This window comes from Radicibacter daui, from assembly GCA_030657355.1.
GTDB classification, from domain to species: domain Bacteria; phylum Pseudomonadota; class Alphaproteobacteria; order Radicibacterales; family Radicibacteraceae; genus Radicibacter; species Radicibacter daui.
In genome coordinates this window covers 4,148,976-4,175,000 of the sequence record CP131056.1, presented here as the reverse complement: position 1 = coordinate 4,175,000, position 26,025 = coordinate 4,148,976, and the positions used below count along the sequence as shown (strand labels likewise).

Genomic DNA, 26,025 nt, shown 5'->3' with positions numbered 1-26,025 from the left:
ATAGCCCCGTACGGGTAGAAATTCCACAAGTCCTTGAGTAGGGCGGGGCACGTGAAACCCTGTCTGAACATGGGGGGACCATCCTCCAAGCCTAAGTACTCCTCGACGACCGATAGTGAACCAGTACCGTGAGGGAAAGGTGAAAAGCACCCCGATAAGGGGGGTGAAACAGACCCTGAAACTGGATGCCTACAATCAGTGGGAGCCCGCAAGGGTGACCGCGTACCTTTTGTATAATGGGTCAGCGACTTAATCTGTGCGGCAAGCTTAAGCCGATAGGCGAAGGCGAAGCGAAAGCGAGTGTGAACAGCGCGATCAGTCGTACGGATTAGACCCGAAACCGGGTGATCTAGCCATGGACAGGTTGAAGATGCAGTAACATGCATTGGAGGACCGAACCCACGTCTGTTGAAAAAGACGGGGATGATCTGTGGCTAGGGGTGAAAGGCCAATCAAACTCGGAAATAGCTGGTTCTCCGCGAAAGCTATTTAGGTAGCGCGTCGTGTATTGCCGCCGGGGGTAGAGCACTGGATGGGCTAGGGGGCCGCGAGGCTTACCAAACCTAACCAAACTCCGAATACCGGTGAGTAGAGCACGGCAGACAGACGGCGGGTGATAAGGTCCGTCGTCAAGAGGGAAACAGCCCAGACCACCAGCTAAGGTCCCCAAATTATGGCTAAGTGGGAAAGGATGTGGGAAGGCCAAGACAATCAGGAGGTTGGCTTAGAAGCAGCCATCCTTTAAAGAAAGCGTAATAGCTCACTGATCTAGTTAAGCAATCCTGCGCCGAAGATGTACCGGGGCTCAAGCCATATACCGAAGCTGTGGATGTGATCTTTTAGATCACGTGGTAGCGGAGCGTTCTGTAGGCCTGTGAAGGGATACCCGTGAGGGGTCCTGGAGGTATCAGAAGTGAGAATGCTGACATGAGTAGCGACAAGGAGTGTGAGAAACACTCCCGCCGAAAGCCCAAGGGTTCCTGCGCAAGGCTAATCCGCGCAGGGTCAGTCGGCCCCTAAGACGAGGGCGAAAGCCGTAGTCGATGGGAACACGGTTAATATTCCGTGACCTGATGGAGGTGACGAAGGCTGGACGTTGTCAGACCTTATTGGATTGGTCTGGCAGCCAAGGACTTCCGGGAAATAGCCCCATCATCAAGACCGTACCCCAAACCGACACAGGTGGGCTGGTAGAGTATACCAAGGCGCTTGAGAGAATGGTGTTGAAGGAACTCGGCAAAATACCTCCGTAACTTCGGGAGAAGGAGGCCCGGTTCTTGCGCAAGCAGGGGCCGGGGGCACAAACCAGGGGGTGGCGACTGTTTAGCAAAAACACAGGGCTCTGCGAAGTCGACAAGACGACGTATAGGGTCTGACGCCTGCCCGGTGCCGGAAGGTTAAGAGGAGAGGTGAGAGCTTTGAATCGAAGCCCCGGTAAACGGCGGCCGTAACTATAACGGTCCTAAGGTAGCGAAATTCCTTGTCGGGTAAGTTCCGACCTGCACGAATGGCGTAACGACTGCCCCGCTGTCTCCAACACCAACTCAGCGAAATTGAATTCGCCGTGAAGATGCGGCGTACCCGCGGTCAGACGGAAAGACCCCGTGCACCTTTACTACAGCTTTGCAGTGGTATCAGGGTTCTCATGTGTAGGATAGGTGGGAGGCTTTGAAGTTCGGGCGCCAGCTCGGATGGAGCCATCCTTGAAATACCACCCTTGAGTATCCTGATATCTAACCGCGGCCCGTTATCCGGGTCCGGGACCCTGCATGGTGGGTAGTTTGACTGGGGCGGTCGCCTCCCAAAGAGTAACGGAGGCGTGCGAAGGTAGGCTCAGGCTGGTCGGAAATCAGCCGTCGAGTGCAATGGCATAAGCCTGCCTGACTGTGAGACAGACAAGTCGAACAGAGACGAAAGTCGGTCATAGTGATCCGGTGGTTCCGCATGGAAGGGCCATCGCTCAACGGATAAAAGGTACGCCGGGGATAACAGGCTGATACCCCCCAAGAGTCCACATCGACGGGGGTGTTTGGCACCTCGATGTCGGCTCATCTCATCCTGGGGCTGGAGCAGGTCCCAAGGGTATGGCTGTTCGCCATTTAAAGAGGTACGTGAGCTGGGTTCAGAACGTCGTGAGACAGTTCGGTCCCTATCTGCCGTGGGTGTAGGAGTTTTGAGAGGAGCTGTCCCTAGTACGAGAGGACCGGGATGGACGCACCTCTGGTGTACCGGTTGTCGCGCCAGCGGCATCGCCGGGTAGCTAAGTGCGGAACGGATAACCGCTGAAAGCATCTAAGCGGGAAGCCGACCTCAAAACCAGAACTCCCTATCAGGGCCGTGGAAGACCACCACGTTGATAGGACGGATGTGGAAGCGCAGTAATGCGTGAAGCTTACCGTTACTAATTGCCCGACCGGCTTGTTCACTCCACTCCGTTATACATGCAAGTCCTCCACCAAGAGGCACCCCGCACGGGTTACTCGGATCAAGAAACAACCCTGTTTGCCAGCAAGCGCGCTTGCAAACATCTGTTTGATTAATCGACCTGGTGGTCCTGGCGAAGGCGAAACACCCGATCCCTTTCCGAACTCGGCCGTGAAATCCTTCAGCGCCAATGGTACTGCGTCGTCAGGACGTGGGAGAGTAGGTCATCGCCAGGTCTATCAATCAAACAGCTTCTTCCCTCTTCTAACTCTGCCCGCCCCCCTTCTCCGGCCTCTCCACCAGCACAATCGCACCCCTGCGGGGTGGAGCAGCCCGGTAGCTCGTCAGGCTCATAACCTGAAGGCCGCAGGTTCAAATCCTGCCCCCGCACCCAATATGATCGAGGCCCCGTTGCGAAAGCGACGGGGCCTTGAGCATTTTAGGCGCGGGGGTAGATGGGAGAAGACTGCTCCAGGTTCAAAGCAGGGCGCCGAACCCAATAAATGAGCACCTCCGATGCCCAAAGCGTCGGGGGTGTTCGTTTATTCGGTCCGGGGACAGATGAGAGAAGCCTTGCACAGGTTCGGCCCGAGCCAGAAGCGCAAACCCTGCCGCTTTACCTAAATCTACTCCTGGCGCAAGGCTGCCATGATCATCTGTTTGGGAATAACAACAGTATTTGTGATCAATCCAGTGCCAACCGCCATGTAAGGATTACCTTGGATAACGATGCATAGATCTTTTGGGTTTATAGACAGGTCGTAGTCGACGGCGTCGCCACCGCTCCTGCGACCTAAGGTCCGATAATCAAGCCAAATTTCATAAATATAGCCGTTTTTACTTAACTCTTCAGTGGCCAGTTTTCTCTTTTCGCTTTCATCCAGAAATGGCCCAAGCTGGTGCCCAGCTTGATATATCCTGCTCCGAGTGGCTATTTGGGATGTATGGCAAAAACCGACATTGGCGCCTAGGTTGTTCAAATCGTGGCTGGCAGAGATTTGAGCTATATTGCTTTGGCTAAACAGAGAAATTAAGAGCACTTTTCTCTGGCTGTGAGCCGGAAAGTCGCGGGCAATTTTTGTTACGTCTACAAGCGAAACTCCATTCAACTTCAGATCATCGACATGCGTATTAATCAAGAATGCGCACCCAGTCAGAGCTAGGAATGCGCTTGCCGCGATCAGTTTAGTAATTTGCCTTGCTGAATACCACTCAGTTGCCGGTGCTTGGTGATAGGGCATTAATTTCAAAACCTTTCTGAGATTTCCAGATTAATGAACCTATTTCCAAGGTGGATTTGAATAACTATTCGAGGCGATGCGCCTTGTGTGCTTAATTTTGACTAACTCTATTGGTAACTGCCATAGAAGCCCTACCGCTCATCTTGAGCAATGCGCTGGGTCAGATTTCGACAGGCCTCCGTAGCATCCTGCCCCGCCCACTCCTCTGCTCGATCAATCTCCGGCTGAAACCTCTCCAATGCCGCCTTGTGCCAAAGATCGCGAACATTCCCGAACGGAAGGACTTCGGTCTCGGAATCTATTGCCCTGAAGGTCAGAATATCCGGGTCGTCGTCCGGGAACCTCGCGGCTCCCCTAAGCGCTACGATCTCCCGCGAGCCCTCAATGAAGGACAATTCGCCCGCAATCATCTTGCGGGCAAGTTCAACAATCTGCTGACGCGCTCTCTTGGCTTCGGGGCTCAAGGTCATAGGAAGAAGCTGGCATTGGTGTTTGAGTATTTCCAGCAGATTGTATGCTCCGGCGCCGCCCAGGAACCCGGCCTTCTCTCAAATCCTCGCCCCCGTCCCCGCCTCAAAAAACAGCGCCTGCGCCGCGTCGTACCCCAGCCACACCTGCTCCTGCCCGGCGGTAAAATCCCGCCGCGGCGCCATCGCCGTTACCCGCCCCGCCGGTGTCTCGCAATGCAGGATCATGTCAGCGCCGACCATCTCCGACAGCACGATCTTCGCCGGCAGAGACGCACCGGCTTCCCGAGTGAAGGAGGCACGCAATGCCTCCGGGCGCAGGCCGACGATGTTACCCGCTGCTCCCGGCATGTCCGGCAGTTGGTCGCCGGCAAGGAAATTCATCGGCGGGGTGCCGAGGAAACCGGCGACGAAGCGGTTTGCCGGGCGGTCATAGATCGCCGAGGGCGTATCGAACTGCAAAAGGTGGCCGTCCTTCAGCACGGCGATGCGGTCGGCGAGCGACAGCGCCTCGGTCTGGTCGTGCGTCACATAGATGATGGTGGCGCCCAGCTGGCGGTGCAGTTCCTTGATCTCGGTGCGCATGGCGACCCGCAGGGCATTATCGAGATTGGAGAGCGGCTCATCCATCAGGAAGGTGGAGCTGCTCCGTGCCATCGCCCGACCCATCGCCACGCGCTGGCGCTGGCCGCCGGAGAGAGCGCCGGGCTTGCGGTCCAGATAGGCTTCCAGCTGCAGGGTTTTGGCGACGGCTTCGGCACGGGCATGGCGCTCGGCCTTTTTCATGCCGCGCAGCTCCAGCCCGAAGGCGATGTTCTCGCGCACGCTCATGTGGGGATAGAGCGCGTAGTTCTGGAAGATCATCGCGATGTCGCGGTCCTGCGGGGCGAGATCATTAGCGCGTTTGCCGCCGATGATGATGTCGCCTTCCTCGCACGCCTCAAGGCCGGCGATGAGGCGCAGCAGGGTGGACTTGCCGCAGCCGGAGGGGCCGACGATGACGATGAATTCGCCGGGCTCGATATCCAGCGAGATGCCATGCAGCACCTGCGGCCCGCCGGGGTAGGATTTGCGGATATTCCGGAGGCTGATGCCGCTCATGCCGCATTCTCCTTCAGCCAGCGTGCGCGCAGCGCGATGGCAAGGCTCGGCCGGTCGGTGGTGAAAGCCTTGACGCCGAGCGCCAGCGCCTTGCCGATCTGCGCGGCGCTGTGGGCCCCCCAGCAGCCGAAATCGAGGCCAGCGGTCTGAACCGCGGTCATCAGCCCGGCGTCAGCGGTATCAACATGCACGCCGATCTCAGGGATGCCGTGCGCTCTTGCCACCTCGATAGTTGCCGTCGCGCCCAGCTGGCGCAGGACCGGCGGACTGACGAGCCAGAGGCGGGGGCGGGTGGTATTTGCCGCCAGCTCATCCAGCACCTCGACCAGAAAGGACGAAAAAGTGGTGCGCTCCAGCATGCCGAACGCGCCGAGCGCTGCCACGACACGCGGCACGAAGTGGCTGTAGGGGCGGCCTTCGGCATCCGGCTTGATCTCGCAGCGGAAATTCACCGTGGCGGGGCGGTAGAGATCGCAGAGTTCAGAGAGCGTCAGCGGGTGGCCGCCGGCGCCGTAATTGATGGTGGCGCCGCGCACCTCGGCTTCGCTCTGGGCGGCGATGGCACCGGAGCGGTCGGTCGTGCGGTCGAGCGTGGCGTCATGATGCACGATGATGGCGCCATCCGCCGTCGGGTGCAGGTCGAACTCGACCTCTTCCAGCGCCATGGCTGCCGTGGCGGCAAAACCATGCGGGGTGCTGTCGCCGAATTCCAGGGTGCCGCCACGGTGGGAAGCGATGCGTGTCATCTCTGTCAGATGCCTTTCCGTGATTTTGGTCGTTCGGGGCCGGGTCACTTGACCGCGCCCATGGTGATGCCGCGCACCAGATGCCGCTCGACCAGCAGGAAGCCGGCGAGGACCGGGAGCAGGGTGAGGGTGGAGGCCGCCATTACCAGCGGCCAGTCGATCAGCCCCTCGCCGGGGTTGTTGTGATAGAGGCGCGCAAGGCCGATCTGGAGGGTGTAGAGGTCCTCCTTGCCGATGGCGACGAGCGGCCAGATGTAGTTGTTCCACTCGGTGATGAAGACATAGAGCGCCATCGACAGGATGGCCGGCCGGGCGAGCGGCACGATCACCCGCCACAGCACCTTGAGCGGCGTGGCGCCATCCATATAGGCGGCCTCGTCCAGCGCTTTCGGGATGCCGCGGATATACTGGCGCAGGAAAAAGGCGGCGAACCCGTTGGAGATGGCGGGCAGTACAAGGCCGGCATAACTGTCGAGCAGCCCTGCTTTCGCGAGCGTCAGATAATTGGGAATGAGGCTGATGTGGCTGGGGATCATCAGCGTGGCGACCACGGCGCCGAAGAGAAAATCCCCGCCCCGGAAACGGAACCGCGCGAAGGCGAAGGCCGCCATGGTGGAAAAGCCGATGCTGAGAAGCGTGACCAGCGAGGAGACGATGACGCTGTTCAGCAGATAGCGCGCGAAGTGATAGAAGCCGACGGCATTGCGGTAGTTGCCGAGCGTGAAGTCGAAGCCGCCGCGATAATAGGAATCCGCCGTCTGGAACGAGAGGACGATGGAATAGAGCGCCGGCGAGAGGAACAGCAGACCGGCGGCCAGTGCCAGGGCGAGTTTCAGCGGATGCTCACGCTTCATAATGCACCTTGCGGCCGATAAGGCGGGATTTGAGAAGCGCCAGCGTTACCAGCAGCACGAACAGCATGACCGCCAGCGCCGAGCCCTGGCCGATATCGAACAGCACGAAGCCGATGCGGTAGAGCATGTGGACAAGAAGGTCGGTGGCGCCGGCCGGCCCGCCATGCGTCATGACATTGACGATGGTGAAGACCTGGAAAGCCTCGATGACCGAGACGACGAGCAGGAAATAGGTCGTCGGCATCACCAGCGGAAAGGTGATGCGGCGGAAGACATGCAGCCGCTTGCCGCCATCGATGGCGGCAGCGTCGTAAAGCTCCTGCGGGATGGCCTGCAGGCCGGCGATATAGATGACGACGTCGTAGCCGATCTGCTTCCAGGTATTGACAAAGATGAGCACCCAGAGCGCCAGCGCCGGGTCTTGCAGCCAGGCGACCTTGCCGATGCCGAACCAGCCGAGCACCGGATTGATGAGGCCATAATCGGTGGCGAACACCCAGGAGAACACCACGGCGATGGAAACCGTGGAGGTGACGAAGGGCAGGAACAGCGCACCGCGCAGCAGGCGGGAGACGAAGGTTTCCCGCGCCAGATAACTGGCGACAATGAGCGCGAGGAACAGCCGGATCGGCACCGAAAACACGGTGAAGAGCGTGGTAACCCACAGCGCGTTCCAGAAATCCCGCGAGCTGATCAGCAGGCGGTAATTCTCCAGCCCGACGAAGGGCATGTCGGGCGTCAGGAAATTCCAGTTCCGGACGGAGAGGTTGAGGCTGGTGAGGATCGGCACATAGGTGAAAACGGCAATGAAGGCGACCAGCGGCGCCACGAAGAGATAGGGCGTGAGTTTACGAAGCATGGGGTGGAAAGCCCCTTCTGGATGACGGCTGGCGGGCAGTTGGTGCCTGCGGCCGGCGACGGGCTGCCGGAGGAGTCCGGAAGTCCGTCGCCGGCCTGGCAAAGGAGTTAGTTGGTGACGCGGGTGGCTTCCTGCCGGGTGCGTTCGGCAAAGTCCTTCAGCGTCTCCTCAACACCGCGCTGGCCCAGCGCCATGGCCTGCCACATGTCATATTCGGTGGCGCGCATCCAGGTGACGACCGGCGGGCGCGGGCGGCCGCGGGCGAAGTCGAGCTGCTGGATCGCCACATCGATGCCGGGCTCGGTTGCCAGTGCCTGAGCGGCAACAGGCTGGGCAGCGGTCAGCTTGTTGATGGGCATGTAGCCGGTGGCGGCAAACCAGGTGGCGTTCGATTCCGGCGAGGCGGCAAAGCTGATGAACTTGTAGGCCGCGTCCTGCACCTCCCTGGGCGAGGAGGAGAGGATGCCGATGCCGGCGCCGCCGATGGCGACACGGCAAACCTTGTTGCAGGGCATCGGGCGGACGACGAGATTATCGCCGATGGCCTTCTTCGCTCCGCCGTAATCGCCGGTGGAGTTCAGCATGATGCCGACCTTGCCGGCCAGGAACGCCTTCTTGCCGTTATCCTCGTCGGTCACGCCGTCAGCGGAGGCGACCTTTTCCTTGTAAACCAGCGAGCTCATCCACTTGTAGGCGTCGACGGTGCCGGGCTTGTCGATGAGGATGTCGCCGGTCTTGCTGTCGATCAGGTCGCTGTCATTGGACATGATGAGCGACCAGCGGGCGAACTGGCCGGGTGCGGCGATGCCGGTGATACCCTCGGAGCCCAGTTTCTCGGTGATGGTCTTCGCGACCTTCAGGATATCGTCAAAGCTCTTCAGCGGCGGCTCGGTGGTGTAGCCGGCGCGGGCCAGGATGTCCTTGTTGTAATAGAGGACCGCCGTGGAGGAGTTGAACGGCACGATATAGTTCTTGCCGTTATAGACGCCGATCTCCCGCGCATAGTCGAAGAGATTGTCCTTCAGCGGATCGGCATCGACATAGGGCGTCAGGTCGGTCAGCACGCCATGTTCGGCGAAGAGGCCGTAACGCGTCACTTCCATGATCACGGCATCGGGGGCGCGGTGGGCGGGGATGGCGGCCTGAAGCTTGGCGACAATGTCGTTATAATCGCCGACATTCTCGCCTTCGATATGGATGCCGGGATTGGCGGCTTCGAACTTCTGGATGATCTCATCCAGCGCCTTGCCGTTGCCGCCCTTGAAGCTGTGCCAGAATTTGACGGTGACATCGGCATGGGCCGCAGTGGTGGCGATGGTGGCGCCGCCGGCGACCAGCAGGCCGGCGAGAGCGCCGGCAAGGGAGATGGTTTTCAGTGTCCTGAGCATTCTGACCCCCGGAGCAGGTTGGTGGTTGAAGAGCGCAAGGCGGTTAACTTCCCATCAGCGGAGGCAGGGACTCCCGAAGAGCCCGGAATGCCTCCAGCGCCGCGATGGAGCGGCCGTCGTCAATGCCGGCGAGATCGAGGATGACGGCGTTGGCGATGGTCATGGGCACGACAAGCGACTGCGAATCCCCGGGCCCACCGCGCGAGGCGGCGATGAGAAGGTCCGGCGCGGGATCGAGGCGCATGCCCTGGATATCGGTGAGGGCGAGAACCCTGGCGCCGCGCTTGCGGGCGATCTGCAGCAGCTCCAGCACGGCCGGCGACGGGCGGCGAAAGGCGAAGAGCCACAGCACGTCTTCCGGCCCCAGCGTGACGAGCTGTTCGCTCAGCTGTGGCAGCGCGGCACCAAGGTCGACAGCGTCATAACCCGAGCGCCTGAGACGCAGGGCGACAAGCGCCGAGAGCGTGGCTGCATGGCTGCGGCCGAAAAGGAAGATGCGACGCCCGTCCCGGATCGTTTCGGCGAACTTGCGGATATTCTCGTCCGACACGGCGCTGCGCAGTTGCTGGAGCGCGGCGATCTCGCTGTCGAGGATGGAGGAGAGCACACCCTCGCCGCTCGCCCGCATCAGGCGGGCGGCAATGCGGGCCGAGCCATCCTGAAAATCGCTGCCGCCCTTCACCAGGCTTGCCTGCAGGAAAGCGCGGAATTCCGGATAACCGGCAAAACCCAGCCTCTGGGCAAGGCGCACGGCGGCGGCCGGATGCACGCCGGCCCGGGAGGAGACGTCCTTGCCGTTCTCCATCGCCGCCCGCAGGGGGTCCTGCAGCAGCACATTCAAGAGGCGGGTGTCGAGATCCGTCAGCCGCCCGGCATGGCGGGAGATGATCTCGGTAAGGCTGGCGGGTGGCTCATGCGTCGTCGTCATGAGAGCAGGGATAGGCCTGCAATTTTAATTGCAAGTGACGCGAGCGTGAAATTTTGATTACGGGCCCGACAGTGCCAAGGGCGTTTACCGGCTTTTTTCTCTCGCCAGTTCCATCAGCAGGTTCAGCATCAGGTTGGCGCCCCGCTCGATATCCGCCCAGTCGCTGTATTCTTCCGGCGCATGGCTGATGCCATGGCGGCTGGGCACGAAGATCAGGGCGGAGGGGCAGAATGCCTGCATCGTCTGGGCATCATGGCCGGCGCCGGAGGGCAGGCGCAGGGTCTTCAACCTCATCTCGTCGGCGATGTGCTCCAGCTGGTCGGCAAGGCCAGCATCGAGAGAAACGGGGGCGAGCCAGCTGCGCTGCGTGTGCATGAGCGTCAGCCCATGGCGCTGAGCGACCCGGGCTGCTTCCTGCTCGAACTCGGACCGCAAGGCCTGCAGGGTGGCCTCTGATGTATCGCGCAGGATTACGGAGAAGACCGCCTTGCCGGGAATGGTGTGGGGCTGATTGGGGGTGAGAGCCACATGGCCAATGGTGATGCGGCTTTCCGCGCCGCCGGCAATGCGGATGATCTCCGGGATGCGGGTTGCCAGTTCCGCAAGGCCGGCAAAGGCATCGGCCCGCAGCGACATCGGCGTGGTGCCGGAATGGTTGGCTGTGCCGGCGAGGGTCATCTCCAGATAACAGACGCCGGAAATGGTGGTGGCAATGCCCACCGCGATCTTCTTCGCCTCCAGCACCGGCCCCTGTTCGATGTGCAGTTCAAGAAAGGCCATGACGGATCCCGGATCCCGGGCGCCCGCAGGAAGCTGCTGCGGCTCAAGCCCCTGGTCCGCCATCGCGTCCACGAGCCGGGTGCCGCCGGCATCCACGGCCGCCTCGAGCCAGTCGGCGCTCAGCTGGCCGGTAATGGCTTGAGAGCCCAGCATGCCGCCAAAGCGGCCTTCTTCCTCCGAGGTGGCAATCACTTCGATGGCGGTGGCCGGAGAAAACCCGGTCTCCTTCAGCCGTCGCACACATTCCAGTGCCACGCAGACGCCAAGCGCCCCATCGAAGGCGCCGCCATTGGCGACCGTGTCGAGGTGCGAGCCGATGAGGATCGCCGGACCCGAGTCCAGCCCGAAGCGGCCGAAAATATTGGCGGCGCCATCCCGCCAGACGGTCAGGCCATCGCTTCGCATCTGCTGTTCGAACCAGTCCCGGCAGGCCATGTCGGCATCGGAAAAGCCGAGGCGGTCATAACCGCCAGTCCTGCGGTTGAAGCCAAAACGATTTACCCCGGCGAGCAATGATTTCAGGCGGTTGAGGTCAATCGCGGCATGGGGTTGCGGCATGACAAATTCCTCCCCGGCCGATGTTGTTTTCGTGAGGTGGCGGGGGTAGCCCACCGCCATTGCATAAATTCATTATCATTTAATGGTTGATAAGACTCAATTGATCATAATTAATTAAAGCCTGTGGAACAGGGGAGACCATCATGAAACGTCTTTTTGCGACGGCGTTTGCCCTCGCCCTTTTTGCCCTTGCTCCGGCGAGCGAGGCGCAGACGCCGCCCAATGCGCTGGTCGTCGGGCAGATTGCCGAACCCAAATCGCTCGACCCGCAGGCCGTCACCGCGGTCAATGATTTCCGCATCCTGGTGAACATCTATGACGGGCTGGTGCGCTATAAGGACGGCACGCTGGAGGTGGAACCGTCGCTCGCCAAAAGCTGGAAGATTTCCGATGACGGCAAGACCTACACCTTCACGCTGCGCGACGGGGTCACGTTCCATGATGGCAGCCCGTTCAACGCCGAGGCGGTGAAGTTCGACTTCGAGCGCATGCTGGACGAAAAGAGCCCCTATCACGATACCGGGCCGTTCCCGCTCGCCTTCTTCTTCTCGGCGGTCGACAAGGTGATCGCCGATGATCCGCAAACGGTGACCTTCAAGCTGAAGGAGCCTTACGCGCCCTTCCTTTCCAACCTTGCCTATCCCACCGGGCTCATCGTTTCTCCGGAGGCGGTAAAGAAATACGGCAAGGATTTCGGCCGTCATCCGTCAGGCACCGGCGCCTACAAGTTTGAAGAGTGGGATGCCAACTCCAAGGTCGTGGTGACGAAGAACCCGGACTACTGGGACGGCGCGCCCGATTTGGACGCCGTGATCTTCCGCCCCATCACGGATGCCAATACCCGCATTGCCGAGATGCTGTCGGGCGGGCTCGACATCATGGTGGAGGTACCGCCGGACAGCCTGCAGCAGTTCAGGTCAGATGCGTCCTTCACGGTGCAGGAGCAGGCCGGCCCGCATGTGTGGTTCCTGATCCTCAATGCAAAGGAAGCTCCCTTCGACAACAAGCTGGCCCGCCAGGCCGCCAACTACGCCATCAACAAGAAGGCGCTGGTGGAAAACATCCTGCAGGGCACCGCAGACGTTGCCGCCGGGCCGACCCCGCCGGCTTTCGCCTGGGCCTATGACGACAAGCTCGAGCCTTATCCCTACGATCCGGCAAAGGCGAAGGAACTGCTGAAGGAAGCCGGTTACAAGGGCGAGGAAGTGACCTTCTATGTAACTGAAGGCGGCTCCGGCATGCTGGACCCGGTGGCGATGGGCACCGCCATCCAGGCTGATCTGGAAGCGGTAGGCATGAAGGTCAAGATCGAGACCTTCGAGTGGAACAGCTTCCTCGGCAAGGTCAATCCGGGCCTTGAGGGCAAGGCCGCGATGGCGGAAATGGCCTGGATGACCAATGACCCGGATACGCTGCCTTTCCTGACGCTGCGCAGCGAGGCCTTCCCCGACAAGGGCGGCTTCAACTCCGGCTATTACTCCAACCCTGAAGTCGACAAGCTGCTGGACAAGGCCCGGCAGGTGACTGACCAGGCAGAGCGGGCGAAGCTCTACAAGCAGATGCAGGAAATCGTGCATGACGATGCGCCCTGGGTCTTCGTCGCCAACTGGAAGCAGAATGCGGTGACACGCTCGGGTGTCCAGGGCTTCAAGCTCCAGCCTTCCTTCTTCCTGATGTTGCAGCATGTGAAGAAGGCTTCCTGAGGATTGCGGACGGCGCCGCGGCGGTTTCCGTCGCCGCGGCCCCTTCCGACCTTCAGGCTCTCCCAGGGAGGTGGGGTTTTGGTCCCCTATATTGCCAAAAGGCTGCTTGCCGCCGTACCGGTGCTGTTCGGGCTGACGATCATCGTCTTCCTGATCATGGCGATGATCCCGGGCGATCCGGCGACGGCCATTCTCGGCTCCTACGCCACGCCTGAAAATGTCGAGAAACTCAATCGGGCGCTCGGCCTCGACAAGAGCCTGCCGCAGCAATATCTGATCTGGCTCGGCAACCTGCTGCAGGGCGACCTTGGCCGCTCCTATACGCTCAACCGGCCGGTGCTGGACGAGGTGCTGGAGCGATTTTCGGCAACGCTCATTCTGGCCGGTGCCGCGCTTTTAATCTGTTCCCTCGCCGGCCTTCTGGCCGGCATTGTCTCCGCCGTGCGCCAGTATGGCTGGGCCGACAAGATCATCACCGTTCTGGTGCTGGTGGGCATCTCCACCCCGTCCTTCTGGCTCGGCCTGCTGCTGATCCTAATCTTTTCCGTCAGCCTGCGCTGGCTTCCGGTCAGCGGCATGTATGCCATCTATGGCGGCGGCGATCTGCCGGACCTGCTCTATCATCTCACCCTGCCGGCGCTGACGCTTTCGGCGGTGGCTACCGGTGTCATCGCGCGACTTACCCGTACCGCCATGCTGGAAGTGCTGCGGCAGGACTATATCCGCACCGCCCGGGCCAAGGGGCTGAAGGAAAGCCGGGTCATCGGCAAACATGCCTTCAAGCCGGCACTCGTGAACATCGTGCCGGTCATCGGCATTCAGGCGGGCTTCGTCATCGGCGGCGCCGTCTATATCGAAACCGTGTTCCAGTGGCCGGGTATCGGCTCGATGCTGGTAACCGCCATCTCGACACGCGATCTGCTGCTGGTACAGGGCGGCGTGCTGGTGGTGGCCGCCGCCTATGTGCTTTTCAATCTGGTGGCCGATGTCGTGCAGACGTTGCTCGACCCGAGGCTGCGCTGATGAGCGCCGGAACGGCTACTGCCGGCAAGGCAGCAAGACGGCGCAGCGCCCGCCCGGGCAGCTTGCGGCTCATCCTCAACAACACGCTGGCGACGGGTGGCCTTGTCGTGCTGGTGCTCATCTGCCTCGTGGCGGTGGCCGCACCGATCCTGCCTCTGCCCGATCCGGATGTAACGGCACCGGCCAGCCGTCTCGCTCCGGTTTTCAGCGCCGGCCACTGGCTTGGCACCGACCATCTGGGACGCGATCTGCTCTCCCGCCTCATCTGGGGCACACGGGTTTCGCTGGCAGTCGGGTTTTTTGCCACACTGATTGCAGCCATCTTCGGCTCACTGCTGGGGCTCACGGCCGGATATGCTGGCGGGCGCTGGGATAACGGCATCATGCGCGGCATCGATCTGGTGATGGCCTTTCCCTATATCCTGCTGGCACTGGCCATCGTGGCGGTGCTGGGGCCGGGACTGTTGAACGCGCTTTACGCCATCTCGCTCGTCAACATTCCCTTCTTTGCCCGCAACATCCGCGGCATCACCCTCGGCCTCTCCCGGCGGGAGTTTGTCGATGCCGCCCGGCTTGCCGGAAAATCGCCGGTGCAGGTGCTGTTCACCGAGCTGCTGCCCAATGTCATGCCCGTCATCGTCATTACCATGTCAACGACGGTTGGCTGGATGATCCTGGAGACGGCGGGGCTGTCCTTCCTCGGCCTTGGTGCGCAGCCGCCCCAGGCCGATCTCGGCTCCATGCTGGGGGAGGGGCGCAAGCTGCTGTTTACCGCGCCGCATCTCTCCATGATCCCGGGCCTGATGATTTTTGCCCTCGTCATGAGCATCAATCTCCTGGGTGACGGCATTCGCGACGTGCTGGACCCGCGCCTGCGGGCCGGATCGCTGACGCGGCCGGTGGCGCGCACAGAGGTGATGCGGGAGCAGCCGGTGCCCGCACAGGCGGACGGGCAAGCGGTGCTGGAAGTGGCCGGGCTGCGCACGGAATTTCACATCGGCTCCAGCATCTACAAGGCCGTTGGCGGCGTCGATCTGCGGCTGGCGGAGGGCGAATGCCTGGGCATCGTCGGGGAATCCGGCAGCGGCAAATCGGTCACTGCCCTCTCGGTCATGGGGCTGGTGGCAACACCGCCGGGCCGGATAACCGGCGGAACCGCCTGGCTGGAAGGAGAAGATCTGTTTGCCGCCAGCGATGAGCGGGTGCGCCAGCTGCGCGGCAGCGCCGTTGCCTATATCTTCCAGGATCCGCTCTCCACCCTGCACCCGCTCTTCACCGTGGGCGACCAGCTGGTGGAGGCAATAGAAACCCACAGCGACGTGCCGCGGGAGATGGCGCGCAAACGTGCCGCCGAACTGCTGGCGCTGGTGCGCATCCCGAACCCGCGCCAGCGTCTTGCCGCTTATCCGCATGAGCTTTCTGGCGGTATGCGCCAGCGCGTGTGCATTGCCATGGCGCTTGCCAACGATGCCCGGGTGCTGATTGCGGATGAGCCGACAACGGCACTGGATGTGACGGTGCAGTCGCAAATTCTGGTGCTGATGGAGGAGCTGCGGCGGCAGCGGAACGCGGCCATCCTGTTCATCACCCATGATTTCGGCATTGTGTCGGCCATCTGCGACCGGGTGGCGGTAATGTATGCCGGCCGGGTGGTGGAGACGGGGCGGACGGAAGAGCTGCTGCTAAACCCCCGGCATCCCTATACCGCCCGGCTCATCGATTGCGTGCCGGTGCTGGGCGAGCCTGAACGGCGGCTGGAAGCCATCCCCGGACGCCCGCCGGTGGTCAATCATCTGCCCGAGGGCTGTGCCTTCGCCGAGCGCTGCCCGCGAAGTCGCCTGGATTGCCGGCAGGGAGAAATCGACCTCGTGATGACCGGTGCGGAGCGTGGGGTGCGCTGCCTCTACCCGCTGGCCGCGGGAGAACGCGCATGAGCGGAACGATGGCCGCAGATCGGCTCGCAGAAGGACAAACCTTGCTCGAGGTGGAGGAGGTCGGGCGGGTCTTCGGCGGAGGCCGCAACCTGTTTGGCGGCCACCGCCGGGCGCTTCATGCCGTGCAGTCAATGTCGCTGGAGGTGAGGCGCGGCGAGACGCTGGGGGTGGTGGGGGAATCCGGTTGCGGTAAATCCACCCTTGCCCGGCTGATTGTCGGCCTCGACTTGCCAAGTGCGGGGCGGATCGTCTTTGACGGCGCCGATCTGGTGGAAATGGCACGCAAGGATCGCCGGGCCCTGTCGCGCCGGGTGCAATATGTCTTCCAGGATCCGGTGGCCTCGCTCAACCCGCGCAAGACCATTCGCGAGATACTGGAAGCGCCGCTGAAGCATCTGGGGCGGCTGGACGGGGCGGCACGTGAAAGGCGGCTCGGCGAATTGCTGCAGGCGGTCAATCTGGCGCCGGAGTTTCTGGAGCGCTATCCGCATGAGTTTTCGGGCGGGCAGGCGCAGCGCATCGGCATCGCCCGGGCGCTGGCGGCGGAGCCGGAACTGATCGTGCTGGATGAGCCGGTATCGGCGCTCGATGTTTCCGTACAGGCGCAGGTTCTCAATCTGCTGGAAGAGCTGAAGGGGCGCTTTGGCCTCACCTATATCTTCATCAGCCATGATCTCTCGGTGGTCGAAAGCGTCAGCGACCGGGTGGCGGTCATGTATTTCGGCCGGCTTGCCGAGCTGGGGCCGGCGCAGGCTGTGTTTTCGCGGCCGCTGCACCCCTATACCCGGCTGCTCATGCAGTCCGTCCCGGCACCGGGACGGCACAGACTGGTGGCGGAAGATGCCGCCGGAGAGCTGCCCGACCCTTACGATCCGCCCCCGGGTTGCGCCTTTGCGGCAAGGTGCCCGCGCCAGCAGGAACGGTGCCTTGCCGAGCGTCCACGACCGGACACGGCAACGGGGCAAAGCGCCGCTCACCACGCCGCTTGCCATTACCCGCTGCCGCAGGCATAGCCGATTGATCATGGGACTTGCGAAGCCGGCCTGAATGAAGATCGCTGAAGGCGCCCTGGAGGCAAAAAACCAGAAACGGCAGCGCCGGCCGGACATGGTTGCCCATCTGCTGCGCGAGCGCATTGTCGATGCGGCGCTGAAGCCGGGGGACCGTATCCCGCATGACTGGCTGCTGCCCGAGGCCGTGAAGGTATCGCGCGGCACGCTGCGTGAAGCGCTGAAGGTGCTGGAATTCCAGGGGCTTATCACCACGCGCAGCGGGCCGGGGGGCGGGGTGTTCGTCTCGGCTGTCAAACCGGCGGAAGCCATCCGCCTTCTCGATAATCTCTTCCTCTTCCGGCAACCCTCGATCTCCGACATCTATGCCCTGCGCAAACAGCTGGAGCCGGAGCTCGCTGCTGCTGTTGCCGGGCAGCTTTCCGATGCCGGCTTTCGCGCGCTTCAGGCTTGTATCCGCCTTTACGAAGACGAGCCGAAGACGGCGGAGGAGGAATATCAGCAGCGCCTTGCCGAGCTTGATTTTCACGAGGAGCTGGCGCGCCACTGCCCCAATCCGCTGCTGGCCTTTACCTGTTCCTTCCTGCTCAGCCTTTTGCGCGAGATGACGGTTTGCCGCTCCATCTACAAGGAGCCGAACCCGGCACTGCGGGAGACGGGCCTTCACTATCAGGTCCGTCTGTTGCGGGCGATCCGGTCCGGGGATGGCGAGCTTGCCCGCATGATCATGCGCGGCCACATGATGGAAGCGGAAAAATACATGCTGGAGCGCGCGGCCGTGCGCGGTGCGCCGGAAGAACCACCCGGAGCGGAATAAGAGGGAGAGGAAAGATGGCCGACTGGCACGCCGAGGATCTCGCCTGGGGTCACGGCCCCAAACTCTTCGAGATGTTTCTGGAGCCGACCTGCCCCTATTCGGTGCGAGCCTTCGGCAAGGTGAAGGCGCTGCGGGCGCTGGCAGGCGAGGACAAGGTAACGGTCAAAATCCGCCTGCAATCGCAGCCCTGGCATCTGTATTCGGGCGTGATTGTGCGCTGCATTCTGGCAGCTTCCACCTTGCCGGAAGGGCGGGAGGCCGCGTGGCGCGTGATGGAGGCGGTGGCGGCGCATCGCGAGGAATTCGAGTTTACCCACCACGCAACCGGCCCCAACCGGCAGGCGACGCCGGATGACATCATCGCCCGTATTGAAGGTTATAGCGGCGTGGCGCTGGCGGCAGCGTTCGATATTCCGGACCTCGACAAGGCCATCAAGTGGCAGTGCAAATATGCGCGCCAGAACGGTATCCACGTCTCCCCCACCTTCATGGTCGGCGGGCTGGTGCAGGCGGACCTTGGCAGCGGCGACGATGTCTCCGTCTGGGCGGAGCGGCTCATGGTGGCAGGGTAACTGCCGCCTGCTCCACCCCGGTCATTGTGCCGGCGGCACTTCTCCGTCCTTTGTCGGCGGGGCTCCCGGTTCATCACCGCCGCCTGGCCCGTCCGGGTGTTCAGGGCTGTGGGAGTGGGTGAAGCGCCCGGCGCTGGCCGGGCCGGCAAAACCGTCCGGGCCGTAAAAGACCTGATGTAGCCCCCAATAGCCGCTCATGAAGAGGGCGAACGCCACGGTGAGGCTGGCCGGAACGGCAAGGAGCGGCGCCTTGGGTTTCGGCAGGATATGGGTGATGCGGCTGCCATCGCAGGCGACGGCCACCAGAATCGCCATGATCAGGCCGTGGCCGATAAGATCGATGCGCCCGAAGGGCCAGACGGCGGCGGTAAAGATGATCAAAAGCGCTATCGCAGACAGCCGCCGGATGAGCGCTGTCCAGATCAGGCCGAAACCCATAGTGAATTCGGCAACGCCGGCCATGGGGATGAAGACATCACGCGGCAGGCCGAAGGTCAGGAACGGCTTCTCGACCACTAGCGGATAGAACCACTCCGGATAGGCAAATTTCTCGAAACTTGACCACATGAGAGCGGCGGCAAGGCCCCAGCGCAATGCCTCGAAGCGGTGTGCGCGCCAACCCTGGTCACGCAGCGGCTCCAGTATCAGATAGGCAGCAACCCCGAGGCCAAGCGCCAGATAGTCAAAGAGGTGAAACAGGTCGTAATCCCGGAGCGCCAGCAGCCACAGCAGGATGATGCCGGCGCCGGCGAGCGGCATGGTGGGACGAAAGAAGACAAGAACGGCGATCAGCAACTGCAGCCACGAGACCCACTCCGCCGGCGTTTTCAGATCGGGGGTCAGATAGACGCCGCCGACGGAAAAGATGGCGACAAAAAAAGCAGCAACGACGGCGCGGACAAAATCGTCCAGCCTTCCGGAGATCGGTGAGGTCAGGCGGTCGAGCAGGGAATGTACCGGCTCGTTAAAGGCGCTGCGCTCGACCAGCCGGGCGAGAATGAAAAAGGTCACCACCAGCAGAAGCCCGATCCAGAGCCAGGGATCGGCAAAAACATTCGCTGCCGGTTGCGGGGCGGCGCCGACGATATAGGGGGCGAACCATTTGACATGGGCCGAGGCCGGGGCACAGCCGGCCATGATGGCGAGGCCCGCCAAAGCGGCCGGGCCAGGGTGTTTCCACAAGTCCTTGCTGCGCAGCACGGTGTTTCTCCCCCTGGCCGCCGGCGATCTGAGCTTCAGCAGCCTGGGGCCGTCAGGGGCGGCTTTATTGTTCAAATCGGGCGTAATCCGACGGTTGCTGCATTTGTGGCGGGATACCGGACAGAAAGAAGGACGCCGGGTCCCGGTCAGGCCGGCTGCGGCAGTATCTGTGCCCTGTAATCGCGTGGTGCCATCCCCATCACCCGCTTGAAGGCAGCGCTCAGCGCACTTTCGGACTCATAGCCCACCGCCTCGGCAATCTCCGACAGGCGGCGCTGGCGGTCGGCGAGGGCCCGGGCGGCAAGGCGCATGCGCCAGTGCTGCAGATAGTCGAGCGGCGGGCGGCCGACGAGTGCCTTGAAGCGCAGGGCAAAGGCCGTGCGCGACATGCCGGCGGTGCCGGCAAGGCGCTCCAGCGTCCAGCGCTCGGCCGGTGCTTCATGCAGGGCCAGCAGGGCGCGGGCAATACGCGGATCGGTGAGGCCGCGCAGCCAGCTGGAGGCTGCGTCCTCCTGCCGTTCCATATGCGCGCGGAGCACGTTGACGAAAAGGATATGGGCCAGATGCTCGGCCATCAGCCCGGCGCCGGGGCGCTGGTCCGCCAGTTCGCGCGCCAGCTGGTCGAGTGTCCATTGCAGCACGGCGGCGGCATTGGCGGCCGCGGGGATGTGCATGAAGGCGGGCAGCACACCTGTCAGCAGGGCGGCATGGTTGTCGTCAAAGGTCATGCGCCCGCCGACGAGGAACAGATCGTCATGGAGCCCGTAACGGGCGATGCGGCGGGTACGGTCGACGAAGGCGATGGTGGCATCGTCCCCCGGCAGGGCGGGATCGCTGCCGAGCCAGTAGGGCTGGCCGGTCAGCAGGTAACAGTCGCCGGAGACAAGATGCATCAGTGCTTCCGGCTCCGTCGGCGTTGCCCGCAACCGAAGCCAGCATTCGCCCCGCACCACGGCGCCGAACTTGAAGCCCAGATAACCGCGCGGGAAATCGAGCGCCCAGGTGCCGCCGGTGGTGAGGCCATAGGTCTCCACCGAGCGCGGGCGCAGCAGGGAGAGGATGTCGGACAGCGGATCCATGTGGGCGCCTTGTTGGGGACGTCGTTTCTGAACGATCAAGCATGAAATCGGGATTCTTCTGCATGGATCATACAGTGCTTTCGCTCCTACCGTCAGGGCGCTTTTGACGAAGGAGCCTTTTCCCATGACGACGACACAGACCCCGACCGGCTCCGGACTCGGCGCCACCAGCACGGCCGAGGAGGCACTGGCTGGCCGCGATCTCTCCGGCAAGGTTGCGATCGTGACCGGTGGTTATTCCGGCATCGGTCTGGAGACGACGCGGGTGCTGGCAGCGGCCGGAGCCACAGTGATTGTGCCGGTACGCACGCCGGATAAGGCGCGCGCCAACCTTGCCGGCCTGCCCGGCGTGGAAACGGCGCCGCTTGATCTGCTGGAGCCGGCCTCTGTTGCTCGCTTTGCCGAGGGTTTCCTGGCTTCGGGCCGTCCGCTCCATCTGCTCATCAACAGCGCCGGCATTATGGCGGCGCCACTGACGCGCGAGGCGCGCGGTTTTGAGTCCCAGTTTGCTGCCAACCATCTGGGACATTTCCAGCTCACGGCATCGCTGTGGCCGGCGCTGCGCAAGGCAGGCGGGGCAAGGATCGTCGCCCTGTCTTCCGCCGGACACCGGTTCGCCGGCGTGGATTTCGACGACCCGCAATTTACCCGTCGCGCCTACGACAAGTGGCAGGCCTATGGCCAGTCCAAGACGGCCAATGCCCTGTTTGCCATGGGGGCGGATGCGCGCGGGGCGGATGAGGGGATCCAGGCCTTTTCCGTGCATCCGGGCGGCATCCTCACCGATCTGGTGCGCTATCTGGATGAAGAGGATTTTCGCCGTTTCGGCATCACCCGCCATGCCGACGGGCGAGTGGAGATGGAGCCGGGGATCGCGCGTGTGTTCAAGACGGTGCCGCAGGGCGCGGCAACTTCCATCTGGTGCGCGGTAAGCCCGCTGCTGGAGGGCAAGGGCGGCGTTTACTGCGAGAACTGCGACATCGCCGTACCAGTGGCCGAGGGCGGGGATATTGGCAGCGGCGGTGTGCTGCCCTGGGCGCGCGACCCGGAGCTTGCCGACCGGCTCTGGAGCCTCAGCGAAACGCTGACGGGCACCCGCCTGCCTGCGTAAAAGAACGAGGCACCAAAAGAAAAGCCCGGCGGTAATCCAGCCGGGCTTTTCTTCGGGGTAACTCCGCCGTCAGGCGCCCTTTACCGCTTCGCGCAGGAACCAGGCACGGCGCTCGGTCTCGTCGATCCAGTTTTCCAGCAGGCTGGCGCTGGCGACATCATTGTGCTCGTCGCACACCTCATGGGCAGCGCGCATATAACCGGCGAGGGTCCGGTTATCCTCGCGCAGTTCCTCCAGCATCTGCGTGGCCGGCACGTTTTCGGCATCGCTGTCGGCAATGCGCTGCTGGCTGGCGATCTGGCCGATGGAGCGCAGTGTGGTGCCGCCTACCTTGCGCACGCGCTCGGCCAGTTCGTCGGTCATGGCGAAGACCTGAGCTGCCTGCTCATCAAGCAGCAAGTGATAGTCGCGGAAATGCGGGCCGCTGACATGCCAGTGGAAGTTTTTGGTCTTCACATAAAGCGCGAAGGTGTCGGCCAGCAGCGCGTTGAGCGCGCCGGAGATATCGGCCACGGCATTGCCGCCACGATAGGGGCTGGACGCGGAGGAGGCAGTGGTCATTTGAGGCAGTCCTTTCTTTCTGTCGGCGTGCCGGGCGGAGCACGAGGCTTCCGGGCATATGCCCGTGGCAGGGCCAGGGTCTCCCGGAGCGGTCTACCGCGCTCCTACACCCGGACGGGTTTGATTTCTTTACCAATTCCGCCCTGATTTGCACCGGGGAACACCGGCGCCAGAACGTCGCTTCCTCACTATAACGCGCCCTGTTGCCCGGCAGTTCTGCGAGGCGGTTAACTTTTGTCTCCGTCGTTCAGGCGCTTTCCCGCCGCCAGCGCGGAAACGGGTCTTCCAACCCGGCCCATTCCTTCTCGCTGCCTTCCAGCAGCAGGCAGTCATCCAGCCGCTGGCGGAGGGCGGCCTCCTCCATGCCGGTGCCAATGAAAACGAGCTCCTGCCTCCGGTCGCCGTAGCGGGGGTGCCAGAGCGCGGCCATCTCCTTGCGCCAGCCCTCGTCTTGCGGCCAGCGCGCCGTCGGGATTGCGGCCCACCAGAAGCCGAGCGCCTGCCAGCCGACCTGCGGGCCGGCCTGGCTCATCTCGCCCACCCAGTCCGGGCGGGTGGCGAGCCAGAAGTGCCCCTTGGCGCGGATAACGCCGGGCCAGTTTTCATTGAAGAAACGATGGAGGCGGGCAGGATGAAACGGGGCGCGGGCACGGTAGGTGAAGCTCCCGATGCCATACTCTTCAGTCTCCGGCACGTGATCGGAGAAACCGTAAAGTTCGCGTGCCCAGAGCGGATGCTGGCTGGCTTTCTCCTCATCAAAAAGGCCGGTACCCAGCACCTCGGCCAGCGGCAGGCGGCTATGGTCGGTCTCGATGATACGGGCATCGGCATTGAGGGCGCGCACGATCTGCCGGGCGGCGGTGAGCGCCGCGGGCGCTGCGATATCCACCTTGTTGAGCAGCACGACATCGGCGAACTCGATCTGCTCCACCAGCAGCCCGACGAGCGAGCGCCCGTCTTCGGGCCCGAGCGACTGGCCCCGCTGGGCGAGAAAATCCTCGGACGAATAGTCCGTCGCCAGATGCGCGGCATCCACCACCGTCACCATCGTGTCGAGGCGGGCGATGTCGCCAAGGCTTTGCCCGGTCTCGTCGCGGAAGGAGAAGGTGGCGGCAACGGGCAGCGGTTCGGAAATGCCGGTCGATTCGATGACCAGATGATCAAACCGGCCTTCTTCGGCCAACCGGCGCACCTCCAGCAGCAGATCGTCGCGCAGGGTGCAGCAGATGCAGCCATTGCTCATCTCCACCAGCTTTTCCTCATGCCGGCTAAAGGCAGCGTCGCCCGCCCGCACCAGACTGGCATCGATGTTCACCTCGCTCATGTCATTGACGATGACGGCGACCCGCAGGCCCTGGCGGTTGGCAAGGATGTGGCTCAGGAGGGTGGTCTTGCCGGCGCCGAGAAAACCGGAGAGCACGGTAACGGGCAGTTTCGAAGGCATGGGCCGGCTTTCGGAAGAAGGCTGATACAGGAGGACGGGCGCTCAATGGGCAAGGGGGCTGCTGCCGCCATCCATTTCTGCCGCTGTCTGGCGCAGCAGGAAGGCGGCGCGGGCCGGGCCATAGGCAATCAGCAGGCGCGGCGCCAGCTCGGCCATCAACGCACTCAGCATGGCGTCGCGACGGATGCCATCGCGCTGGCCGGCCTCCAGGCAGCCGCGCACGCGGCCAAGGGCTTCGTCAAAACGTGGCGGAAGCTGGAGAGTGTCCGGCAGTTCGGCCTCCGCCAGCAGGCGCCGCCGCTTGTCCATGTCGCTCATGATTTTCTCAATATGTTATGATGTAACATAACATAAAAAGAATAAAGCCAGATCGCAAGGGGCGGCTGGAAGCACCGGCCAGGAGCAGGAGCGGCGGGATGTTATCCGCCGTTCCTGCCAGAGGTGCCGTCAGACCGGGCTGGGGCCTAGCGGGCGGCCGTGACCGCGCCCGGGACTTCTTCCGGGCGCAACGGACGGGGGCGGCGGTCCGGACCAATGGCGACAAAGGTGAAGGTCGCCTCGGTCACGCGGATACGGTCATCACCCTCGCGGTCGCGCCGCCAGGCTTCGACGAAGATGCGCATGGAGGTGCGGCCGGTGGAGAGAATGCGGCCATAAAGGCTGACCTCGTCACCGACGAAGACGGGGCTCAGGAAGGACATGCCATCGACGGACACGGTGGCGGCACGGCCACGGGCGTAGTGGGTGGCGATATTGCCGGCGGCAAGGTCCATCTGCGCCATTAGCCAGCCGCCAAAAATATCCCCGGCGGGGTTGGTATCATTGGGCATGGCGATGGTGCGGATCACCGGCTCGCCGGTCGGGCAGGGGCGGTCGGGGACGGGAGTCGAGCTCATGGCGGGCCTTCTTCGGGTCGCAGCTTGTTGAATGTGCCGCCCTTTGCGCAGCACACCCCGTTATCTAAGCGGCACCGGAAGGCCCTGACCAGCCGTTTGCGCTGCAGGGCGCAGCGGCGAATTTGCGGGGGCGGGCAGGAGACTGGTAAAAAAACGGGCCCGCCCCTGGCTGGTTGAGCGGACCCGCAGAGTTAGGCTGGAGCCTGAAATCAGGCGAAATCGATCACGATGCGGCCATCGACAGTGCCGTGCTTGAGGTCGGCGAAGATGTCGTTGATGTCTTCAAGGCGCTTGTGATGGATGTGGGCCTTGACCTTGCCTTCAGCGGCAAAGGCCAGTGCCTCGGCCAGATCCTGCCGGTTGCCGACGATGGAGCCGCGCAGGGTGATGCGCTTCAGTACGACATCGAAGATCGGCGTCTCAAAATCACCCGGTGGCAGGCCGACGAGGCTGACGGTGCCCTTGCGGCGCACCATGCCGAGTGCTTGGCGGAAGGCGGGCGGGGAGACGGCTGTGACCAGCACGCCATGCACGCCGCCACCGGTTTTCTCAAGGATGGTGCTGACGGCATCGGCGTCTTTTGCATTCACGGCAATCTCGGCGCCCATTTCCTTCGCCAGCGCCAGCTTTTCGGGGCTGACATCTACCGCTACCACCTTGAGACCCATGGCACGGGCATACTGGATGGCGATGTGGCCAAGGCCGCCGATGCCGGAGATGGCAACCCACTGGCCCGGTTTCGCCTCGGTTTCCTTGAGGCCCTTGTATGTGGTAACGCCGGCGCACAGGATTGGCGCGATGGCGCTGAAATCGACCCCGTCTGGCAGGCGCGCGGCGTAATCGGCGTTGGCGATGGCATATTCGGCAAAGCTGCCATCGACGCTGTAGCCGCTGTTGTGCTGGCTTTCGCACAGCGTTTCCCAGCCGGTGATGCAGTGCTCGCAGCAGCCGCAGGCATCATGCAGCCAGGCAATGCCGACCGGGTCGCCTTCCTTGAGGTGGGTAACGCCGGGGCCGACGGCGGCAACGATGCCGGCGCCCTCATGGCCGGGGATGAAGGGCGGGGTGGGCTTTACCGGCCAGTCGCCATCGGCGGCGTGCAGGTCGGTGTGGCACACGCCGGTCGACATGATCTTGACCAGCACCTCACCCGGGCCGGGCTCGGGGATCGGCAGTTCTTCGATCGAAAGCGGCTTGCCGAAGGCGCGGACAACGGCGGCCTTCATCATCTTGGTCATCGCTCATCTCCCTCAGGCGGTGCATCCTGGCGCCGCGATCAAGCAAGGGCATGGTGGCCGATCGCTGCGGGTGCCGCCTTGAGGTGTGTCA

Annotated in this window: 23 protein-coding genes, 1 tRNA gene and 2 rRNA genes (1 of these 26 cut by a window edge); 10 read left to right on the top strand and 16 right to left on the bottom strand. The window is 62.8% G+C overall.

Annotated elements, in window-relative coordinates; all coding sequences use genetic code 11:
• The 3 genes from QTL98_RS19470 to QTL98_RS19460 all read left to right on the top strand — a co-directional run.
• Window positions 1-2,426: ribosomal RNA gene (locus QTL98_RS19470) — 23S ribosomal RNA — on the top strand; it begins 370 nt to the left of the window's first position.
• A 118-nt stretch (window positions 2,427-2,544) separates the two neighbouring features.
• Window positions 2,545-2,660, top strand: a 5S ribosomal RNA gene (rrf, locus tag QTL98_RS19465).
• An 81-nt stretch (window positions 2,661-2,741) separates the two neighbouring features.
• Window positions 2,742-2,818 (top strand) — tRNA-Met (locus QTL98_RS19460).
• Between the two features lie 232 nt (window positions 2,819-3,050).
• Here QTL98_RS19460 and QTL98_RS19455 read toward each other — a convergent pair.
• The 9 genes from QTL98_RS19455 to QTL98_RS19415 all read right to left on the bottom strand — a co-directional run bounded on the left by QTL98_RS19455 (window position 3,051) and on the right by QTL98_RS19415 (window position 11,346).
• Entirely contained in the window at window positions 3,051-3,665 is a 615-nt protein-coding gene (locus QTL98_RS19455) for a hypothetical protein (RefSeq protein ID WP_445680119.1), read from the bottom strand.
• Between the two features lie 131 nt (window positions 3,666-3,796).
• Window positions 3,797-4,135, bottom strand: coding sequence for a hypothetical protein (locus tag QTL98_RS19450; RefSeq protein WP_445680118.1), 339 nt, complete (start codon window positions 4,133-4,135; stop codon window positions 3,797-3,799).
• Window positions 4,136-4,213: 78 nt separating this feature from the next.
• Complete coding sequence (locus tag QTL98_RS19445) at window positions 4,214-5,233, bottom strand: ABC transporter ATP-binding protein (RefSeq protein ID WP_445680117.1); 1,020 nt, start codon at window positions 5,231-5,233, stop codon at window positions 4,214-4,216.
• Window positions 5,230-5,979 (bottom strand): glycerophosphodiester phosphodiesterase family protein, encoded by a 750-nt coding sequence (locus QTL98_RS19440; RefSeq protein WP_445680116.1) that lies wholly within the window; start codon window positions 5,977-5,979, stop codon window positions 5,230-5,232. The genes QTL98_RS19445 and QTL98_RS19440 overlap by 4 nt, the downstream gene beginning before the upstream one ends.
• Window positions 5,980-6,023: 44 nt before the next feature.
• Window positions 6,024-6,833, bottom strand: a complete 810-nt coding sequence (locus tag QTL98_RS19435; RefSeq protein ID WP_445680115.1) for a carbohydrate ABC transporter permease — start codon at window positions 6,831-6,833, stop codon at window positions 6,024-6,026.
• On the bottom strand, window positions 6,823-7,692 hold the full coding sequence (locus QTL98_RS19430) for a carbohydrate ABC transporter permease (RefSeq protein WP_445680114.1): 870 nt from the start codon (window positions 7,690-7,692) through the stop codon (window positions 6,823-6,825). Before QTL98_RS19430 ends, QTL98_RS19435 begins: the two co-directional genes overlap by 11 nt.
• Window positions 7,693-7,799: 107 nt before the next feature.
• A complete protein-coding gene (locus tag QTL98_RS19425; RefSeq protein WP_445680113.1) occupies window positions 7,800-9,080 on the bottom strand; it encodes an ABC transporter substrate-binding protein in 1,281 nt (426 codons plus the stop codon).
• 43 nt (window positions 9,081-9,123) lie between these two features.
• Window positions 9,124-10,008 (bottom strand): MurR/RpiR family transcriptional regulator, encoded by an 885-nt coding sequence (locus QTL98_RS19420; RefSeq protein ID WP_445680112.1) that lies wholly within the window; start codon window positions 10,006-10,008, stop codon window positions 9,124-9,126.
• 84 nt (window positions 10,009-10,092) lie between these two features.
• Window positions 10,093-11,346: a Zn-dependent hydrolase gene (locus QTL98_RS19415; RefSeq protein WP_445680111.1), complete on the bottom strand. Its 1,254-nt coding sequence runs from the start codon at window positions 11,344-11,346 to the stop codon at window positions 10,093-10,095.
• A 143-nt stretch (window positions 11,347-11,489) separates the two neighbouring features.
• Between QTL98_RS19415 and QTL98_RS19410 the strand changes: the two genes are divergently transcribed.
• The 6 genes from QTL98_RS19410 (at window position 11,490) to QTL98_RS19385 (ending at window position 18,405) form a co-directional block, all read left to right on the top strand.
• Window positions 11,490-13,049, top strand: coding sequence for an ABC transporter substrate-binding protein (locus QTL98_RS19410; RefSeq protein ID WP_445680110.1), 1,560 nt, complete (start codon window positions 11,490-11,492; stop codon window positions 13,047-13,049).
• Between the two features lie 78 nt (window positions 13,050-13,127).
• The gene (locus tag QTL98_RS19405; protein ID WP_445680109.1) at window positions 13,128-14,072 is read left to right on the top strand and encodes an ABC transporter permease; all 945 of its coding nucleotides are present in this window, start codon (window positions 13,128-13,130) and stop codon (window positions 14,070-14,072) included.
• Window positions 14,072-16,006 (top strand): dipeptide/oligopeptide/nickel ABC transporter permease/ATP-binding protein, encoded by a 1,935-nt coding sequence (locus tag QTL98_RS19400; protein WP_445680108.1) that lies wholly within the window; start codon window positions 14,072-14,074, stop codon window positions 16,004-16,006. Before QTL98_RS19405 ends, QTL98_RS19400 begins: the two co-directional genes overlap by 1 nt.
• The gene (locus QTL98_RS19395; RefSeq protein WP_445680107.1) at window positions 16,003-17,019 is read left to right on the top strand and encodes an ABC transporter ATP-binding protein; all 1,017 of its coding nucleotides are present in this window, start codon (window positions 16,003-16,005) and stop codon (window positions 17,017-17,019) included. The genes QTL98_RS19400 and QTL98_RS19395 overlap by 4 nt, the downstream gene beginning before the upstream one ends.
• A gap of 34 nt (window positions 17,020-17,053) precedes the next feature.
• On the top strand, window positions 17,054-17,833 hold the full coding sequence (locus QTL98_RS19390) for a FadR/GntR family transcriptional regulator (RefSeq protein WP_445680106.1): 780 nt from the start codon (window positions 17,054-17,056) through the stop codon (window positions 17,831-17,833).
• A 14-nt stretch (window positions 17,834-17,847) separates the two neighbouring features.
• Window positions 17,848-18,405 carry a DsbA family protein gene (locus QTL98_RS19385; RefSeq protein WP_445680105.1) on the top strand — a complete coding sequence of 186 codons (558 nt, stop codon included), beginning with the start codon at window positions 17,848-17,850 and terminating at the stop codon, window positions 18,403-18,405.
• A 21-nt stretch (window positions 18,406-18,426) separates the two neighbouring features.
• On the opposite strand, the gene QTL98_RS19380 is transcribed toward QTL98_RS19385, so the two are convergent.
• Both QTL98_RS19380 and QTL98_RS19375 read right to left on the bottom strand, forming a co-directional pair.
• Window positions 18,427-19,605, bottom strand: a complete 1,179-nt coding sequence (locus tag QTL98_RS19380; protein ID WP_445680104.1) for a hypothetical protein — start codon at window positions 19,603-19,605, stop codon at window positions 18,427-18,429.
• A 146-nt stretch (window positions 19,606-19,751) separates the two neighbouring features.
• Window positions 19,752-20,684 carry an AraC family transcriptional regulator gene (locus tag QTL98_RS19375; RefSeq protein ID WP_445680103.1) on the bottom strand — a complete coding sequence of 311 codons (933 nt, stop codon included), beginning with the start codon at window positions 20,682-20,684 and terminating at the stop codon, window positions 19,752-19,754.
• A gap of 124 nt (window positions 20,685-20,808) precedes the next feature.
• Here QTL98_RS19375 and QTL98_RS19370 point away from each other — a divergent pair, with 124 nt between their 5' ends.
• A complete protein-coding gene (locus tag QTL98_RS19370; RefSeq protein WP_445680102.1) occupies window positions 20,809-21,795 on the top strand; it encodes an oxidoreductase in 987 nt (328 codons plus the stop codon).
• A 69-nt stretch (window positions 21,796-21,864) separates the two neighbouring features.
• Here QTL98_RS19370 and QTL98_RS19365 read toward each other — a convergent pair whose 3' ends face one another.
• The 5 genes from QTL98_RS19365 to adhP form a co-directional block, all read right to left on the bottom strand.
• Window positions 21,865-22,356, bottom strand: coding sequence for a Dps family protein (locus tag QTL98_RS19365; RefSeq protein WP_445680101.1), 492 nt, complete (start codon window positions 22,354-22,356; stop codon window positions 21,865-21,867).
• A 247-nt stretch (window positions 22,357-22,603) separates the two neighbouring features.
• Window positions 22,604-23,800: a GTP-binding protein gene (locus QTL98_RS19360; protein ID WP_445680100.1), complete on the bottom strand. Its 1,197-nt coding sequence runs from the start codon at window positions 23,798-23,800 to the stop codon at window positions 22,604-22,606.
• Between the two features lie 42 nt (window positions 23,801-23,842).
• Complete coding sequence (locus QTL98_RS19355; protein WP_445680099.1) at window positions 23,843-24,118, bottom strand: hypothetical protein; 276 nt, start codon at window positions 24,116-24,118, stop codon at window positions 23,843-23,845.
• Window positions 24,119-24,264: 146 nt separating this feature from the next.
• Entirely contained in the window at window positions 24,265-24,696 is a 432-nt protein-coding gene (locus QTL98_RS19350; RefSeq protein WP_445680098.1) for an acyl-CoA thioesterase, read from the bottom strand.
• Between the two features lie 209 nt (window positions 24,697-24,905).
• On the bottom strand, window positions 24,906-25,934 hold the full coding sequence (gene adhP / locus QTL98_RS19345) for an alcohol dehydrogenase AdhP (protein ID WP_445680097.1): 1,029 nt from the start codon (window positions 25,932-25,934) through the stop codon (window positions 24,906-24,908).
• Between the last annotated feature and the right edge of the window lie 91 nt (window positions 25,935-26,025).

What these genes read in the sequence shown, in the direction of transcription:
- QTL98_RS19455 (WP_445680119.1), bottom strand. Translation starts at nt 3,665, where the DNA reads ATGCCCTATCACCAAGCACCGGCAACTGAGTGGTATTCAGCAAGGCAA.
- QTL98_RS19450 (WP_445680118.1), bottom strand. Translation starts at nt 4,135, where the DNA reads ATGACCTTGAGCCCCGAAGCCAAGAGAGCGCGTCAGCAGATTGTTGAA.
- QTL98_RS19445 (WP_445680117.1), bottom strand. Translation starts at nt 5,233, where the DNA reads ATGAGCGGCATCAGCCTCCGGAATATCCGCAAATCCTACCCCGGCGGG.
- QTL98_RS19440 (WP_445680116.1), bottom strand. Translation starts at nt 5,979, where the DNA reads ATGACACGCATCGCTTCCCACCGTGGCGGCACCCTGGAATTCGGCGAC.
- QTL98_RS19435 (WP_445680115.1), bottom strand. Translation starts at nt 6,833, where the DNA reads ATGAAGCGTGAGCATCCGCTGAAACTCGCCCTGGCACTGGCCGCCGGT.
- QTL98_RS19430 (WP_445680114.1), bottom strand. Translation starts at nt 7,692, where the DNA reads ATGCTTCGTAAACTCACGCCCTATCTCTTCGTGGCGCCGCTGGTCGCC.
- QTL98_RS19425 (WP_445680113.1), bottom strand. Translation starts at nt 9,080, where the DNA reads ATGCTCAGGACACTGAAAACCATCTCCCTTGCCGGCGCTCTCGCCGGC.
- QTL98_RS19420 (WP_445680112.1), bottom strand. Translation starts at nt 10,008, where the DNA reads ATGACGACGACGCATGAGCCACCCGCCAGCCTTACCGAGATCATCTCC.
- QTL98_RS19415 (WP_445680111.1), bottom strand. Translation starts at nt 11,346, where the DNA reads ATGCCGCAACCCCATGCCGCGATTGACCTCAACCGCCTGAAATCATTG.
- QTL98_RS19410 (WP_445680110.1), top strand. Translation starts at nt 11,490, where the DNA reads ATGAAACGTCTTTTTGCGACGGCGTTTGCCCTCGCCCTTTTTGCCCTT.
- QTL98_RS19400 (WP_445680108.1), top strand. Translation starts at nt 14,072, where the DNA reads ATGAGCGCCGGAACGGCTACTGCCGGCAAGGCAGCAAGACGGCGCAGC.
- QTL98_RS19395 (WP_445680107.1), top strand. Translation starts at nt 16,003, where the DNA reads ATGAGCGGAACGATGGCCGCAGATCGGCTCGCAGAAGGACAAACCTTG.
- QTL98_RS19390 (WP_445680106.1), top strand. Translation starts at nt 17,054, where the DNA reads ATGAAGATCGCTGAAGGCGCCCTGGAGGCAAAAAACCAGAAACGGCAG.
- QTL98_RS19385 (WP_445680105.1), top strand. Translation starts at nt 17,848, where the DNA reads ATGGCCGACTGGCACGCCGAGGATCTCGCCTGGGGTCACGGCCCCAAA.
- QTL98_RS19375 (WP_445680103.1), bottom strand. Translation starts at nt 20,684, where the DNA reads ATGGATCCGCTGTCCGACATCCTCTCCCTGCTGCGCCCGCGCTCGGTG.
- QTL98_RS19370 (WP_445680102.1), top strand. Translation starts at nt 20,809, where the DNA reads ATGACGACGACACAGACCCCGACCGGCTCCGGACTCGGCGCCACCAGC.
- QTL98_RS19365 (WP_445680101.1), bottom strand. Translation starts at nt 22,356, where the DNA reads ATGACCACTGCCTCCTCCGCGTCCAGCCCCTATCGTGGCGGCAATGCC.
- QTL98_RS19360 (WP_445680100.1), bottom strand. Translation starts at nt 23,800, where the DNA reads ATGCCTTCGAAACTGCCCGTTACCGTGCTCTCCGGTTTTCTCGGCGCC.
- QTL98_RS19355 (WP_445680099.1), bottom strand. Translation starts at nt 24,118, where the DNA reads ATGAGCGACATGGACAAGCGGCGGCGCCTGCTGGCGGAGGCCGAACTG.
- QTL98_RS19350 (WP_445680098.1), bottom strand. Translation starts at nt 24,696, where the DNA reads ATGAGCTCGACTCCCGTCCCCGACCGCCCCTGCCCGACCGGCGAGCCG.
- adhP (WP_445680097.1), bottom strand. Translation starts at nt 25,934, where the DNA reads ATGACCAAGATGATGAAGGCCGCCGTTGTCCGCGCCTTCGGCAAGCCG.